The sequence below is a fragment of the Bacillus cereus genome, assembly GCF_002561295.1.
Classification (GTDB): domain Bacteria; phylum Bacillota; class Bacilli; order Bacillales; family Bacillaceae_G; genus Bacillus_A; species Bacillus_A cereus_S.
This window is the reverse complement of record NZ_NTUG01000016.1, coordinates 1-16,995: the sequence shown is the minus strand read 5'-3', so window position 1 is coordinate 16,995 and position 16,995 is coordinate 1. Positions and strand designations below refer to the sequence as shown.

Genomic DNA, 16,995 nt, shown 5'->3' with positions numbered 1-16,995 from the left:
TAAGCACAAGTAACTTTTCAGCAAAACAATCGCTTTCATATATTCTTGGTAAAAAATACAAAAAATATAAATATAAATAATAAAAAAAGTGATTGAGAGCTATCTCTCAATCACTTTTTCTTACTAAAATATGATACAATCGCAAACCCTAATATAAACGTAATAACTGAGCTCACAATCGAAATACCACCAGTCGGAACGCCCGGGAACACTACCGCAATCGATCCGATAACAAGTCCAATAATTGCCGCAAATGTTGCACTTTTAAAATGTGTCAACAAGTAACTAATTCCTTTACTACTTACAACAAATCCAACCATAACACCTGCACCAATTACTGCAATAAGTGGGAGGTTTAATGTCGTTAACGCATTAATTGCTGTTGGATATACACCGATGATTAATAAAATAAATGATCCACTAATCCCTGGAAGTAACATAGCCATACTAGCCATCCATCCTGCCAAGAATAACCCAATTGCATTTAAAATAGTTAACGTCGTAATTGGATCTGCTGCTTTATCTGGCTTAAAAAGTGCTGTTACAGCCACAAGAGCCGCTGCAACGATTAGTATGACAATATGGCCACCTTTAAATGTTTCTTTCGCATTCGCTTCCTTCATTAACATTGGTAAAATACTTAAAATTAAACCAAGGAAGAAAAACTGTGTTGGCTCATAATGATATTCCAGCAAATACTTAATCACATGACTTAATGTTAAAAACGCTGCCGCTACACCCATAGCAAGCGGAATTAAAAACCCTAAATGCTTTTTCCACTCACGGCTAAAGAACCCGCTAATTGCCGCAAGTAATTGCTCATAAATTCCAAGTACAACAGCGATTGTTCCACCACTCACACCAGGAATCAAATCACTAACTCCCATACAAAAACCACGATATATGTTACGCCATTCCATACTGAATAAACTCCTCATTTCTCATAGTCATTTTTCCCGTAAATTTTAGTATAACAATAACCGTTTATACCTACCATCGGAAATTTGACAAAAATTTTACATTTTAAACAAAAAATAAAGAAAGCCACCATCTATGATGGATAGCTTTCTTCTACAAAAAAATTCATATTCTTATTTTTCTGTTACAGTTTTTAATTCCTCTAACAGCTCTTCTACGTAATGCTGTGCACTTTGTGCTGCAATACTGCCATCTCCAGTTGCAGTTACAATTTGACGAAGCATCTTTTCGCGAACATCACCAGCTGCGAAAATACCAGGAACTTTCGTTTCCATACGTTCATTTGTTTCGATATAACCATTTTCATTTGTAATGCCTAGTTCAGTAAATGGTTTTGATAATGGTAACATACCAACATAAATGAAGACACCGTCAGTTTTAAACTCTTGTTCTTCACCACTGTTTACATCTACAAGTGTTACGCTACCTACTTTACCATTCTCTTCATTGATTTCTTTTACAGTATGATTCCAAATGAAGTCTACTTTCTCATTTTGGAACGCACGGTCTTGTAAAATTTTCTGTGCGCGAAGAGCATCACGACGGTGAACGATTGTTACTTTTGATGCGAAACGTGTTAAATACACACCTTCCTCAACAGCAGAGTCTCCGCCGCCAACAACAACAAGTTCTTTTCCTTTAAAGAATGCGCCGTCACATACTGCACAATATGATACACCGCGGCCACCAAGTTCTTTTTCACCTGGTACACCGACTTTTTTGTACTCTGCACCACTTGCAACAATAATGGCACGTGTTTTATATTCCTTTTTACCAGCTACAATTGTTTTATATTCTTTACCATCGATGACTTCTTTCACATCACCGTATGCATATTCAGCACCAAATTTCTTTGCATGCTCGAACATTTTATTCGATAAATCAGGTCCCAAAATAGATTCATAACCTGGATAATTTTCTACATCTTCTGTATTCGCCATTTGTCCGCCCGGAATACCGCGTTCAAGCATAAGCGTACTTAAATTTGCACGAGACGTATACACTGCAGCTGTCATACCAGCTGGCCCAGCACCAATAATAATGACATCATAAATTTTTTCTTCTGACACACTATTCACTCCTATTCATTCCTACCATAACTTACCCTCATTATACTGTGAGTGCCTGTTTTTTCCCAATGATTTGCCTATTCATGAGTGCGCTTTACTACTTGCACATATTTTCTCACAGTTGCTACAGATACATTATATATATTTCCAAGTTCGGTCTGTGTCATTTTATTTTTCTGCTGATTACGCACAATATATTCGATTGCCGCCGACCAGCCAAACACATTCGTAAACACCGTCCCAGATGTATATAAACGTATAAATGTACAAAACCAAAAATGTAAGCATTCTTCAATCAATTCGTCTTCTTTATTTGTATAGTTATATAAAGCATCCGCAATTTTAACGCATTGTTCAAATGGTTGTAACTCACTTGGAATATTTTTATGACTACTCGTTAAAAAGAAATACTTTGCTAGTTGTGAAACAATTGGCACACGATTTTTCGCCTGCGTCACATCAAAGAAGAAACCAATTTTCTCAGGTGTCGTTAATTCATTCATTAAATATAACGCTAGCATTTGCTCTTCTAACGTTTCACTTTGGCGGAAAGATTTTTGCAGTTCTTCAAATAAAATGTTTTGTCCTTCATCAGCTAACTGTAAGGCATTCCACGGCTCTTTCCCTTTTTTATCTGGGTGCAATTCCACAACCGATTGCCACATTTTTTCCGCCGTATGTTGATCTTTTATCATATAAGCAGAGTATGCAAACCAATAATAAAAGCTGACATCTCCTTCATAACCTTGACGCTTTAATAATCTTAACCATTTATATGCTGATTCAAAGTGACCAATTGTTGCAAATGTTGTCCCTAGCTTTAATCGATGTTCAAATGACATCGGATATACGGATTCTAATTGCCCTGCTAACGCTTCTACTTGTTTATGCTCTCCAATTGAATATAGAAAAATAAGTGTATTACAAAGCGCATGCATATTGCCTGGGTTTTTCTCTAAAATCATCTCCGTTAACTTGAGTGCTTGCTCTACATTTCCTGATTGAAAATGCGCAATTGCTAAGTTATTATACCCCGACCAAAATTCTGGATAATCCTTCGTTACAACTTCAAGCGTAGCAATCGCTTCCTCCAATTGTCCGTTACGAATATAACGATTCGCCTCTTCCTGCATAGCAATTAATTCATCTTCATCTTCAATTTCTTCCGTATCAAATGACTCTTCTTCCATAATCTCAAGTAATTCTAACGTATCTTCTACGAATTCCTTTTCTTTAGCTACCTCTAAATACTTCTCCGCATACTTCTTTGCCTGCTGAAACAAACCAAGATATGCATAATTGTTTGCTACAAAATAATAGCACTGCTCAATATCAGCGTTAGAACGAATGAGTTTCAAGAAAATTTGATTCGACTCTTGATACTCTCCTACCTCAGATAATACCGTCGCTAATTGGCATAAAATAAACGGCTCTTTCTCACCTTGTGCCGCTCTTCTAAAGTATTTAATTGCATCTTGTAACTTATGACCTTGATAAGCTTTCATTCCTTTCTTATAAAAGAAATCAGCTAATTGATTAAAAGAGATAACTTGTCCGTTCTCCTTATATATCCGTTGATTTTTCCCCATATATCCTCCAGTTTTTTGTTTTCTTCGCTCATACATTTTCTATCTATAAGTATAAACGATTCCGTAAAAAACAAAACAGTATATTATAATCAATTATTTCCTTTTTATTCATAAAAAGAGAAGGGAAATGTTACATTTTTAACATTGACCTTCTCCTTGCTGCCATTTCTTCCTTCGTATAAATAATACGCATTGGATTTCCACCTACAAAAGCACCACTTGGTACATCACGATGAACAAGCGTACCCGCTGAAATAATGGCACCATCCTCAATTGTTACACCTGGCAATATAGTTGAATTTGCCCCAATCATCACTTCATTCCCTATGACTACTTCCCCAAGTCGATATTCCGTAATTAAATATTCGTGAGCTAAAATCGTTGTGTTATAACCGATTATTGAATTTTCTCCCACTGTAATCTTTTCCGGAAACATAATATCAGGCATCGCCATAAGGGCAAATGATGTTTGCTTTCCTACTTTCATTCGCAAAAATGTACGATACAACCAATTTTTCATCGATAAAAATGGTGTATAACGCGCGATTTGAATAACAATAAAATTTTTCATGACTTTAAAAAAGGATACAGTTTTATATACATTCCATAATGAATTTGCTCCTGAAACAGGGTAGCGCGTTGTCCGTCGCACTTTGTTCTCTCCCCTTATCTACTTACTCAGATAAAATAGATAACAAATCACTCATTTTATCTAATACATAATCCGGCTTATACGACTCTAAGTATTCTCTACCTTTAATCGTCCATGCCACTGCTGCTGTTTTCGTGCCTGCATTTTGTCCGCCTACAATATCGTGGTGATTATCACCAACCATTAATGTTTCTTCTGGTTTTGCATGTAGTAACTGGAGCGCTTTTTGAATTGGTTCTGGGTGTGGTTTCACGTGCTGTACATCGTCAATCGTAACAACCACATCAAAAAATTCGTTTAACTTTGAAAGCTTTAAACCCATTTCTACTGTTTGTCTCGCCTTCGTTGTGACAATTCCGATTTTATAACCTTGTTTCTTTAATTCTTGAACCGTCTCATACACAGTTTCATATTCTTCTACTAGTTCATCATGATGGTCATGATTAAATTGACGATAGCACTGAATCATCTCGTCCACTTTGCCCTCATCCATTGAACTAAATGTCTCATGCAAAGATGGACCGATAAACGGCAATACATCTTCTCGCTTATACTGATTTGGATAATACTTATGTAACGTGTGTAAAAAAGAAGAAATAATGAGTTCATTTGTATTTATTAATGTTCCATCTAAATCAAATAACACCGTATTTATTTTCATATGCTAATATCCTTTCGCCATCTGAATATGAAAGAAGCAGCATCTCATACAAGATGCTACTTTTTCTAGTCTTCTAAATATCTTTTATCAGCTTGCCCCATTTTACGTCTCACAATAATGAAAATGATTGAAATAACAACAAGCCCAATAGACACAACTTGTGCAATACGAAGCGGCCCTAACATTAAGCTATCTGTACGTAACCCTTCCACAAAGAAACGGCCAACTGAATACCAAATTAAATACGTAAAGAATAATTCACCACGTCGTAAATTCGCTTTGCGTAATAACAACAATAGAATTACACCTGCAAAATTCCATAATGATTCATATAAGAACGTTGGGTGATAATAAACACCATCAATATACATTTGATTCACAATAAACTCTGGTAAATGTAAGCTTTCTAAAAACTGTCTCGTTACTTCACCACCATGAGCCTCTTGGTTCATAAAGTTTCCCCAGCGCCCGATTGCTTGTCCAAGCAAAATACTCGGTGCCGCAATATCAGCTAACTTCCAGAAAGAAAGCCCGCGTCTCTTCGCAAAGAAAATCCCCGTAATAACCGCCCCGATTAAACCACCATGAATCGCTAAGCCACCTTGACGAATATTAATAATTTGCTTTGGATCTTGCATATAATATTCCCATTCAAAAATAACATAATATGCGCGTGCGCAAAGAATTGCGATTGGCACTGCAATTAAAACAAGATCGACAAACGTATCTTTTGGAATACCTAACCGTTCACCCTCGCGTGTAGCAAGCCAAAGGCCAAGCAAAACACCTGTCCCGATAATAAGCCCATACCAATAGACTGGGAATGGTCCAAGTTGAATGGCTATGCGGTCTAACTGTGGTACAGACCCTAACAGCATATGTATGACCTCCCTCTCCTAAATTACTCCTGATTCCCTAGTTCAATCGCACTCATTAGGCGTTCTGAAAATTGTTGGGCTGCATTAACTCCCATTCTTTTCAACCTAAAGTTCATCGCTGCTACTTCAATAATAACAGCTAAGTTTCGACCAGGTCGCACCGGAAGTGTAATCTTCGTAAGCTCTGTATCTATAATCTTCATTTTCTCTTCATCCAGACCTAGGCGATCATAGTTTTTCTTTTGATCCCAAATCTCAAGACTAATGACAAGTGTAATACGCTTATAATTTCGTACGGCACCTGCGCCAAATAACGTCATTACATTAATGATTCCTAAACCACGAATTTCTAATAAATGCTCAATTAAATCTGGAGAGCTTCCGACTAATGTATCTTCATCTTCTTGACGGATTTCTACACTATCGTCAGCTACTAAACGATGACCACGTTTTACAAGTTCAAGTGCCGTTTCACTTTTCCCGACACCACTTTGACCTGTAATTAAAACACCCACACCGTAAATATCCACTAACACACCGTGAACAGCAGTTGTTGGTGCCAACTTACTCTCTAAATAGTTTGTTAAACGACTTGATAATCTTGTTGTCGTTTGGGAAGAACGTAAAAGAGGCACACCAGATTCACGTGATGCTTGCAATAATTCCTCTGGCACATCTTGACTACGCGTTATGATAATACACGGTGTCTCTTCTGTACAAAGAACTTTCATTCTTTCCTGTTTTTGCTCACTTGTTAAAGTCTCACAAAATGTAAGCTCCGTTTTTCCAAGCAACTGGACGCGATCAGCTGGATAATATGTAAAAAAACCGGCCATTTCAATTCCAGGTCGCGATAAATCACTTGTATCAATTGGACGATGAATCCCTTCTTCACCACTTATTAACTCCAACTGAAATTGTTCAATTAAATCTTTTGTCCTTACTTTTGGCATATGTAAACCTCCACTCCGCTGCGGGTTCAGTCTCATTTGATGTAAAATTCCATTCTATCCGATATTGTACCATTTTTTTCTGTAAACAAGAAATGTGGTTTCTATTAAATAGAAAAAAACATTTCATAAAGATCATGAAATGTTTTTCTTTTTGTCATTTTTCTATTTCTTTTCAGATAACGGCTCTACAATTACTTTATCAATCAGCATATTTAAAATAGAAATACAAATTGCCGCAAGGATTGCTACACCAAATCCTGATATATTAAAAGCATCACCTAATAAAGAATCTGTCATTTTTAGCGTAATTGCATTAATCACGATTAGGAAGAATCCAAATGTTAGTACCGTAATCGGTAACGTAATTAAAATTAATAATGGTTTTACAAACACATTTAAAATCGACAAAATAACACTCGCAATAATTGCCGTTTGTATATTTTCTATGTAAAACGCGTCTGGTGCAATCCCTTTCAGTAAACCTGATACAACAATTAGCACAACGCTATTTACAAGAAGTGATAGAATCCATCTCATTTTCTTACACATCCTTTTGACATATATATCTAATCATACGCTAATGAATTGGAAACGCCAAGTGACCATTAAAAAAACAGCTTAAAACCTTTCTTTTTTTGTGGGGAGAGAGCATCCAGCCATGCATAGAAGCGGTCAGGGCCTTTTTTATCCCCATGCCTTATGAAAACAAAAGGAGGAAATGAGCAGAAGTCTCTTTTTGGCTTCGAAGCCGGGATTTGTATGCTGAAAATCAAAATAGATTTATAAGTTGAAAAATGACTAAAAAACCTTTCTTTTTTGGCGGGAAGAGAGCATCCAGCCATGCGTAGAAGCGATCAGGGCTGACAATCAGTGGGGGATGGATCCCCCCCACTGATTGAAGTTTCACTTTATCCCCATGCCTTGTGAAAATAGACAGAGAGAACGAATGTTGGTCTCTCTTTATTTTCATAGCCGTTACTTGTATGTTAATAATCAAAATGTATTCCGTTCTTCATACTTGTATACCTATCATTCTAAAGTAATTCCCTTGCAACCTTACCACTTTTCCCGACTAAAATAAGGGCCACACCATCTTGTCTCATGCGTTTTGACATAAATCCAACTAAAATCTGTATCTACAATATATATGTCTCCTTTATACAGATCATCTGTTTCATATAATAAGTCACTTACATGAAGCAAAGATGCATTCTCAAGAATCAGTATATCGTCTGAATGCTGATGGAAAATATAACAAGTTTTCTTTCGTTCCTCATGAAATGTTCTTTCCGCTTCTTCTCCTATTAAACATTGTTTTTTCTCCCAACTAAACACATGCCACAAATAACCACATGCATAACGGTCGCTATATAAAAAAATTTCTTCTTTTTCTTCTCGGCTTAAATGATTTACAAAATGATTTTCCCACCGTTTTCTTAAATAGGGGCCCCACTTGGAAATCTCTCTTACTTTCATTTTTTTGCTTTTTAGTCTATCTATAAACTCCATCTTACGCCTCCCCAAGAACAAAACAAGGAGCTAGCCAAATTGGCTTAGCTCCCTACTTCAACTTCTTTCATTTTCGCTTTCATTCGAGCTGTATCACGCTCTAAAACGCCTTTTAAATACTTTCCTGTATAAGAACGCTCTTCTTTTACAACTTGCTCCGGTGTGCCTGACGCAACGATTTGTCCACCTTTGTCTCCACCTTCTGGGCCAAGGTCAACAATGTAATCTGCTGTCTTAATGACATCTAGGTTATGCTCGATAACAAGCACTGTTTCCCCACTTTCAACAAGGCGCTGCAGTACTTCTAGAAGACGTGCAATATCATGCGCGTGTAACCCTGTTGTCGGCTCATCTAAAATATACAACGTACGTCCTGTAGATCGGCGATGTAATTCAGATGCGAGTTTCACACGCTGCGCTTCACCACCTGATAATGTCGTAGCTGGCTGACCTAATTTCATATAGCCTAGACCTACATCTACGAGCGTCTGTAACTTACGTTTAATTTTCGGGATGTTCGCGAAGAATTCTACCCCATCTTCAATCGTCATTCCTAGCACTTCAGAAATGTTTTTATCTTTATATTTCACTTCTAACGTTTCACGATTATAACGTTTCCCATGACAAACCTCACATGGAACATACACATCCGGTAAGAAGTGCATTTCAATTTTTATAATACCGTCACCACGGCAAGCCTCGCAGCGCCCACCTTTTACGTTAAAGCTAAAGCGTCCCTTTTGATATCCGCGTACTTTCGCTTCATTCGTTTGCGCAAATACATCGCGAATATCATCAAACACACCTGTATATGTTGCTGGGTTTGAACGTGGTGTACGCCCGATTGGTGATTGATCAATATCAATAACTTTATCTAAATGTTCCAGGCCTTTAATGTCCTTATGTGCCCCCGGCTTACTTTTCGCTTTATATAATTTCTGCGCTAACGATTTATATAAAACTTCATTGATCATCGTACTTTTTCCGGAACCAGATACACCTGTTACCGCTACAAAAGTACCAAGCGGGAATGACATCTTCGCGTTTTTCAAGTTATTTTCTTTCGCACCAATAATCTCAACTTTACGACCGTCCCCTTTACGCCTTTCAAGTGGAACAGGAATAAACTTCTTACCGCTTAAGTATTGTCCTGTTAATGAATTATCATCATTCATCACTTCATCTGGTGATCCAGCTGATACAACTTGCCCACCATGGATCCCTGCACCAGGACCGATATCAAGCAAGTAATCGGCAGCCATCATTGTATCTTCATCATGTTCAACAACGATTAACGTATTTCCTAAGTCGCGCATTTCCTGTAATGTACGAATGAGACGGTCATTATCACGCTGATGCAAACCAATGGATGGCTCATCTAAAATATATAGTACACCAGTAAGACGAGAACCAATTTGTGTCGCCAAACGAATACGCTGTGCTTCACCGCCCGATAGCGTTCCTGCTGCACGACTTAAAGTTAAATAATCAAGTCCAACATTCACTAAGAAACTTACGCGCTCTTTAATTTCACGTAAAATTAAACGAGCAATCTGTTCTTGCTTCTCCGTTAATTCAATGTTCGAGAAGAAATCGTAAACTTCTTGAACAGAATACTTCGTTACATCCGCAATCGTTTTCCCACCAACAAAAACAGCTAAACTTTCTGGCTTCAAGCGGCCACCTTTACATTTCGGACATGCTTGCTCTGCCATATACTTTTCCATTTGTTCACGAATATAATCAGAGCTCGTTTCACGGTAGCGACGTTCGATATTTGGAATAACTCCTTCAAATAAAATCTCACTTTCTTTCACTTGTCCAAAGTCATTCACATAGCGGAAATATACCTTTTCTTCTCCGCTTCCATACAACACCTTATCGAACAAATCTTTCGGAATATCTTTAACTGGCATATCCATATCAATGCCATAATGATTACACACCGATTGTAATAATTGCGGATAATATTGCGAACTAGTCGGTTCCCACGGAGCAATCGCATGCCCATTTAACGATAAGTCCCAATTTGGAATGACAAGCTCTAAATCTACTTCTAATTTCGAACCAAGCCCATCGCAAGACGGACACGCACCAAATGGACTATTGAACGAGAACATACGTGGCTCTAATTCACCGATTGAAAAACCACAATGCGGACAAGCATGATGCTCACTAAATAAAAGTTCCTCTTCTCCCATTACATCAATTAACACACGACCTCCACCAAGCTTGAGTGCACTTTCAAGAGAATCTGCAAGGCGGCTCGCAATCCCATCTTTCACAACGATACGGTCAATTACAACTTCAATCGAATGCTTTTTGTTTTTATCTAACGTAATCTCTTCAGATACATCAAGCATTTCTCCGTCCACACGAACGCGTACATACCCTTGCTTCTTTATATCTTCTAACACTTTCACATGTGCACCTTTACGCCCTGACACAATCGGTGCTAACACTTGTAACTTCGTGCGCTCTGGATATTCCAAAACACGGTCTACCATCTGTTCTACCGTTTGTGATGTAATTTCAATCCCATGATTCGGACAGATCGGCGTCCCAATCCGTGCAAATAATAGACGTAAATAGTCATAAATCTCCGTCACGGTTCCAACCGTTGAACGAGGGTTACGACTCGTCGTTTTTTGATCAATTGAAATGGCTGGAGACAAACCTTCAATTGTATCCACATCCGGTTTATCCATTTGCCCTAAAAACTGGCGCGCATACGCGGATAAGGACTCCACGTATCTGCGCTGCCCTTCGGCATAAATCGTATCAAAAGCTAATGATGATTTACCAGAACCAGATAAACCCGTCACAACAACGAGCTGATCTCTCGGAATGGTTACATCAATATTTTTCAAGTTATGTGCCCTCGCACCTTTTACAACAATAAAGTCTTTGCTCACTATGTTCACCCTTCCGCTTGTAATTCTAGCAGTAAATCTCTCAGCTCAGCTGCACGCTCAAAGTCTAGTGCTTTTGCTGCTTCCTTCATTTCTGCTTCCACCTTCGCAATCGTTTTCTCTCGTTCTTTTTTCGTCATTTTCTTAGCTGGCGCCGCATCATACACTTCTGTTTCTTCTGCAGCTGTTGTTGCACGAATCACGTCACGCACTTCTTTTTGAATGGTTTTCGGCGTAATGCCATGCTCCTCGTTATAAGCTTCTTGCTTTTCACGACGACGCTTTGTCTCTTCCATTGCAATACCCATCGACTTTGTTATGCGGTCTGCGTACATAATGACATGACCATTTTCATTACGCGCTGCACGGCCAATCGTTTGAATCAATGATCGCTCTGAACGTAAGAAACCTTCCTTATCCGCATCTAAAATCGCTACAAGCGATACTTCTGGAATATCAAGTCCTTCTCGCAATAAGTTAATACCGACAAGCACATCAAACTTACCAAGGCGAAGGTCGCGAATGATTTCAATCCGCTCTAATGTTTTAATTTCAGAATGAAGGTAGTTCACTTTAATCCCAACATCTTTTAAGTAATCTGTTAAATCCTCTGACATTTTCTTTGTTAATGTCGTAATTAATACACGCTCATTTTTCGCAATCCGGTCTTGTATTTCTCCTAATAAATCATCAATTTGTCCTTCGATTGGCCTTATATCAATTTGCGGATCTAAAAGCCCTGTTGGACGAATGATTTGCTCCACAACTTCCGGTGCATGCTCTAATTCGTACGGACCTGGTGTGGCTGATACGTACACAACTTGATTCGTCTTCTCTTCAAACTCTTCAAACATAAGCGGTCTATTATCCATTGCTGAAGGCAAACGGAATCCATGATCAACGAGCACTTGCTTACGCGCCTTATCTCCGTTATACATCGCTCTCACTTGGGGCACCGTTACATGTGATTCATCCATTACAATCAGGAAATCTTCCGGAAAATAGTCTATTAATGTATACGGCGTTGAACCCGCTGGACGGAGCGTCAAATGGCGTGAGTAGTTCTCAATCCCTGAACAAAATCCCATCTCGCGCATCATTTCTAAATCGTATCGAGTTCGCTGCTCAATCCGCTGTGCTTCTAATAACTTACCGTTATCATTTAATTCTTTTAAACGTTCTTCTAATTCTTTTTCAATATTTTCGATGGCCACTTTCATTTTTTCTTCACGTGTAACGAAGTGAGATGCCGGGAAGATTGCTACATGTTCACGTTCTGCTAATACTTCACCTGTTAAGGCATTTACTTCACGGATACGATCAATCTCATCACCAAAGAACTCAATTCGAATACAATGTTCATCAATCGATGCCGGAAAAATCTCAACTACATCTCCGCGCACTCGAAATGTTCCACGCTTAAAATCAATATCATTACGACCATACTGCACATCAACAAGCTCACGAAGCAATTGATTGCGGTCCTTTTCCATCCCAACGCGCAGTGAAACAACGAGCTCACGATATTCTTCCGGAGAACCTAAGCCGTAAATGCAAGACACACTCGCTACGATAATTACATCATCTCGTTCAAATAAAGCCGATGTTGCTGAGTGGCGTAATTTATCAATCTCATCATTAATTTGTGCATCTTTTTCAATAAACGTATCGGTTTGTGGCACATACGCTTCCGGTTGATAATAATCGTAATAACTAACAAAATATTCAACAGCATTGTTTGGAAAGAAATCTTTGAGCTCACTATATAACTGGCCTGCTAATGTTTTATTATGAGCCATTACAAGCGTTGGCTTCTTCACTTCTTTAATGACATTCGAAATCGTAAATGTCTTTCCCGTTCCTGTCGCTCCAAGCAACACCTGATGTTTCTTACCATTATTAATTCCCGCTACCAACTGCTTTATCGCCCTCGGCTGATCACCTTGCGGGGAATATTCTGAGACAATTTCAAATTGATGTTCCAAACAAAACCGACCTCCTCGTAAAAAATCTGTATTCCCATTTTACCACGAATGCCCATAAAAAAACCAAGAAAACGAACAGATATTCGGTAAAGTTTTCGACAATGTATACATAAAAAAAGGAAGGACCCTTCTTTGTATAAGTCACTTCCCTTTTTAATTTCATTTTTCTCATCGATTTTAATATTAGATTGTGAACACCCTACTAAACTTACTATAAAAAGATATATCAAACTCGTTCTTTTTCTGATTTTCATCCTCCCCCATTCAAATCATTCATATACACGTAAAAGATTCTTTATAACTACTAGCACAACCTTTTATCAAATGAAAAAGCCACTCTTATTTTATAAAAGTGACTTCTCTTTTCCTTTCTCCTTCTTCGGAAAAAACACATATGAACATGTAATAATCGTATCAATAAGAAGTACAACACCCCATATTTGACTTACACGACTTGCCGCCTCATTTAAAACAATACCTCTTTCCAGCCAATCGCCCCACTGTTCAATTGGCACGAGCCCATACAGAAAGAAAAATATAATATGCACAACAATAAATAAGACGAAATGTATACTCCATTGCCCTATTTCCTGCTTCGCATAAGCCCAGCCTGTTAACTCTACCGTTTCTTCTATATGAGGAAGCGGTTCATTGCGCCATTTGGCAACAAGCTTCTGCACACGTATATCTAATTTCTTCAAATCTTTTTTTCCATAAAAGAGCGCATATAGTAATATCACTAAAGTAATGATTTGAAAGTTAGAAAACTTACCCGTTTCATAATAATCAATAACACCTAAAGCTAAAATAAAGACTTCATTGAGGAGTAATACAATTCCAGCAACGAAACTCGCTTTCTGTAATCTAAACCCGTAACGTAGTAAAAAGAATCCGATAGCTGATACCCAAAATACAATTTCCGCACCAATTAAAAAATACCAACGATATTCTGCAAGTATACTCATTTCCCACGCTCCCTCTCATCATATATGCGAAAAGCCTCATCCATATACGCTAAAAGCTCCTCTTCAATTGGATACATATTCATCTTCTGTGAATCTTCTTTCGATTTTCGTACTTCCCACAATTTATCTAAAAACGCTTCATCACCATTTGCCATCTCCATACATTTCTCCATTAACCTTTTTGTAGCCTCTTGTACTTCATCATTTGATGCATCCTTACCTTCTTTCATAAAATTACGTAATTGTTTCAATGCATCTACCCATTCTCGAACGTTCACATCTTCCTCGCTCATATTGGGTAAATTGCGAAGAAGCCCTTGTTCTTTCTCTGAAAATACCTTTCGCTGAAACATTTCACGTATACGAGGCGACTGCCTTGAAAGTTGAATGAGTTCGAACATGATCTTCCAATCTAGCTCTCCTTCAAGTTCCACTGAATAAACGACAGCCCGCAAAATCTTTTCCATTCGATTCAATTTTTTCTGCTCTTCTTGTACAAATGTAAGCTGTTTTTCCAGCGATTCTTTCAAACTTAATTCATCTGTCATTAGCATATTCATAATCTCTTTTAACGAGAAACCCATTTCTTTTAGAAACAAAATTTGCTGCAACCGAATGACATCAGTTTCACTATATAAACGGTGCCCACCTTCTGTTTTTCCGCTCGGTTTCAATAAATCAATTTGATCGTAATAACGGAGCGTCCTTACTGTAACCCCTGTTTCTTTCGTAAGTTCTTGAATCGAAATCATTCCCATCACCCTTCCCTCTTTCATTGTAAAAGATGACGTAACGTAACTTTCAAGTGTTTTTGTTAAAAAATACAAAAAAGCTGATTACATAAATAAATCAGCTTTTACGGAAATAATATTTTTTGAATTGTACGTCCACATGTCAAAAGGATCGCACCAACTAAAACGCTCGTTGCTGTTTTGTGATAGTGTGCTGATACTAGTAAATAATACGATAAGCCAACAACTCCAATAACAACGATCGTACTCGGCACTGGATTGTGAACGAAATTTTGCATACCCCATATAAATGCAAATAATGCTGCTATCACGCATAAAACCGCTAATCCCATTCTATTTTCCCCTTTATTTATCTATTTATAGAACTTACCTCGCTACTCACTCTCTTCTACTTTTCTAAACTGCCACTTCGGCCAATAATTCACAAAGAAGTATATAAACTGCCCAATCACAAAAAGAATAAATGGCGTCCCCGCACTCCCGTAAACAATCAAATTATACATACCCCATACCGCTAAACTTAGCGTATAAAACAACCCTAAATATTTAAATGCTTTATCTGATTGATGTCTTTCGTATTCATCTTGCATTCTCATTCTTTTTTCACCCCTTATTCTAAAATAAATATATCCTCCACCTTCATCCCAAAATACTTCGCAATCTTCAGCGACAATTCCAGACTCGGGTTATACCGATGGTTTTCAATCGCCACGATTGTCTGCCGCGTCACTTGCATCGCTTTCGCCATTTCAATTTGCGTAATATTATTTTGCTTTCTTAATTCTTTAATCCTATTTTTCACACCCATAGGCTCCACCTTCAAAAGTAAAGATATCTTTACTTTAATTATAAAAATTTTCCAATTCAAAGTAAAGATATCTTTACAAAAAAAAGGAGACATATTGACTATGTCTCCTTTTTCACCTTACATAAAACCTAATACATACACAAGAATATAACCAAGAACGGAAAGACAAACAGATCCTATTAATCCCGCAACAAACGCTTTACTTCCTAATTTACGGAACGTTGTAAACTCTACATTTAAGCCAAGCCCCGCCATTGCCATTGCGATAAGCATGTAAGCAACGGTTACAATGGACTCTGCAATATTCTCCGGTATAATGCCTAACGAATGCACCGCACTCATTGCCAAGAACCCGAAAATAAACCAAGGAATCGGAATATCACGCCATGAACTTTTTTGTCCATTCCCTTCACTACGGTTAAACCATAAGCCAATTAAAATAGCAACCGGCACAAGCATAGCAACGCGCGTTAACTTTACAATAACTGCAATATCAACAGATGCGCTCCCGCCTGGCGCCGCAGCAGCGATGACGTGCGCAATCTCATGCAGCGTCGCTCCAGAAAACACACCGTAACCGTAAGGAGATAAGCCAAGAACAGGATATAATAACGTATAAATGAGTGTGAAAATTGTACCTAAAATAGCAATAATGGCTGCACCAACCGCCGTTTCATCATCTTTCGCTTTCACTTGCGGCGCAATTGCCACAACCGCGGCTGCGCCGCAAATCGCTGTCCCGCATGCCGTTAAAATACCAAGCGTCTTATCTACTTTAAAAACGCGTGTTAACGCATATACCACAACAAGCGTAAAGGCAATAACAACCCCGGCAATCACCAACACTTTTGGCCCAGCCTTTGCGATATCAACTAGATTCAAACGCATTCCTAGCAAAATAATTCCGAAGCGAAGTAACTTCTTACTAGCAAAATTTGTTCCTAAGGTTGCTTCATAAGGCACACTAATTGTCGCTCTCCAAATCATACCGAGCAGAATAGCAATAACCAATTGGCCCATAATATTTAAAAATGGTAGTCCCGCTAAATATTTCGCACAAATCGCAATTAACAACGTAATCCCAATCCCTTGCGAAAAGCCGAGACGCTTCTTCTTTTGTATAACAAGTGTTTGTTCCATCTCGTACCACTCCAATAATCATATTGGAACATGCATGTTCTTTCTATTTACATTATAGAATGATTTCAATAATAAGTTTAATACCAATATTCAATATCAATCATCAGAAAAACTTATGGTACTATTAAAAGCGGAAGCGGCTC

The 16,995-nt window shown here is 38.1% G+C and carries 17 protein-coding genes; all 17 read right to left on the bottom strand.

Annotated elements, in window-relative coordinates; genetic code table 11:
* Positions 1–110: 110 nt before the first annotated feature.
* Positions 111–920 (bottom strand): DUF368 domain-containing protein, encoded by an 810-nt coding sequence (locus CN373_RS12195; protein ID WP_000455208.1) that lies wholly within the window; start codon positions 918–920, stop codon positions 111–113.
* A 171-nt stretch (positions 921–1,091) separates the two neighbouring features.
* A complete protein-coding gene (gene trxB, locus CN373_RS12190; protein ID WP_001288075.1) occupies positions 1,092–2,048 on the bottom strand; it encodes a thioredoxin-disulfide reductase in 957 nt (318 codons plus the stop codon).
* A gap of 77 nt (positions 2,049–2,125) precedes the next feature.
* Positions 2,126–3,637: a tetratricopeptide repeat protein gene (locus tag CN373_RS12185; RefSeq protein WP_000517709.1), complete on the bottom strand. Its 1,512-nt coding sequence runs from the start codon at positions 3,635–3,637 to the stop codon at positions 2,126–2,128.
* Between the two features lie 130 nt (positions 3,638–3,767).
* Entirely contained in the window at positions 3,768–4,289 is a 522-nt protein-coding gene (locus CN373_RS12180; protein WP_001255054.1) for an acyltransferase, read from the bottom strand.
* A gap of 22 nt (positions 4,290–4,311) precedes the next feature.
* Positions 4,312–4,950, bottom strand: coding sequence for a pyrophosphatase PpaX (ppaX, locus tag CN373_RS12175; RefSeq protein ID WP_000700951.1), 639 nt, complete (start codon positions 4,948–4,950; stop codon positions 4,312–4,314).
* A gap of 65 nt (positions 4,951–5,015) precedes the next feature.
* On the bottom strand, positions 5,016–5,828 hold the full coding sequence (gene lgt / locus CN373_RS12170; RefSeq protein WP_000924225.1) for a prolipoprotein diacylglyceryl transferase: 813 nt from the start codon (positions 5,826–5,828) through the stop codon (positions 5,016–5,018).
* Positions 5,829–5,851: 23 nt separating this feature from the next.
* Positions 5,852–6,781: an HPr(Ser) kinase/phosphatase gene (hprK, locus tag CN373_RS12165; protein WP_001127242.1), complete on the bottom strand. Its 930-nt coding sequence runs from the start codon at positions 6,779–6,781 to the stop codon at positions 5,852–5,854.
* Between the two features lie 162 nt (positions 6,782–6,943).
* Positions 6,944–7,318 carry a phage holin family protein gene (locus CN373_RS12160; RefSeq protein WP_001267288.1) on the bottom strand — a complete coding sequence of 125 codons (375 nt, stop codon included), beginning with the start codon at positions 7,316–7,318 and terminating at the stop codon, positions 6,944–6,946.
* Positions 7,319–7,837: 519 nt separating this feature from the next.
* Positions 7,838–8,290 carry a DUF4275 family protein gene (locus CN373_RS12155; RefSeq protein ID WP_098359447.1) on the bottom strand — a complete coding sequence of 151 codons (453 nt, stop codon included), beginning with the start codon at positions 8,288–8,290 and terminating at the stop codon, positions 7,838–7,840.
* Between the two features lie 44 nt (positions 8,291–8,334).
* Positions 8,335–11,205 carry an excinuclease ABC subunit UvrA gene (gene uvrA, locus CN373_RS12150; RefSeq protein WP_098359446.1) on the bottom strand — a complete coding sequence of 957 codons (2,871 nt, stop codon included), beginning with the start codon at positions 11,203–11,205 and terminating at the stop codon, positions 8,335–8,337.
* Positions 11,206–11,210: 5 nt separating this feature from the next.
* Positions 11,211–13,187 (bottom strand): excinuclease ABC subunit B, encoded by a 1,977-nt coding sequence (gene uvrB / locus CN373_RS12145; protein ID WP_000401011.1) that lies wholly within the window; start codon positions 13,185–13,187, stop codon positions 11,211–11,213.
* Positions 13,188–13,531: 344 nt separating this feature from the next.
* Entirely contained in the window at positions 13,532–14,152 is a 621-nt protein-coding gene (locus tag CN373_RS12135; protein WP_000025227.1) for a hypothetical protein, read from the bottom strand.
* Positions 14,149–14,910, bottom strand: coding sequence for a MerR family transcriptional regulator (locus CN373_RS12130; RefSeq protein WP_000525423.1), 762 nt, complete (start codon positions 14,908–14,910; stop codon positions 14,149–14,151). Before CN373_RS12130 ends, CN373_RS12135 begins: the two co-directional genes overlap by 4 nt.
* 98 nt (positions 14,911–15,008) lie before the next feature.
* Positions 15,009–15,236, bottom strand: coding sequence for a hypothetical protein (locus tag CN373_RS12125; RefSeq protein WP_000521909.1), 228 nt, complete (start codon positions 15,234–15,236; stop codon positions 15,009–15,011).
* A 42-nt stretch (positions 15,237–15,278) separates the two neighbouring features.
* Positions 15,279–15,494 carry a hypothetical protein gene (locus CN373_RS12120; RefSeq protein WP_002058416.1) on the bottom strand — a complete coding sequence of 72 codons (216 nt, stop codon included), beginning with the start codon at positions 15,492–15,494 and terminating at the stop codon, positions 15,279–15,281.
* A gap of 20 nt (positions 15,495–15,514) precedes the next feature.
* A complete protein-coding gene (locus tag CN373_RS12115; protein ID WP_002058411.1) occupies positions 15,515–15,712 on the bottom strand; it encodes a helix-turn-helix transcriptional regulator in 198 nt (65 codons plus the stop codon).
* 117 nt (positions 15,713–15,829) lie between these two features.
* Positions 15,830–16,852, bottom strand: a complete 1,023-nt coding sequence (locus CN373_RS12110) for a YeiH family protein (RefSeq protein WP_000438465.1) — start codon at positions 16,850–16,852, stop codon at positions 15,830–15,832.
* Between the last annotated feature and the right edge of the window lie 143 nt (positions 16,853–16,995).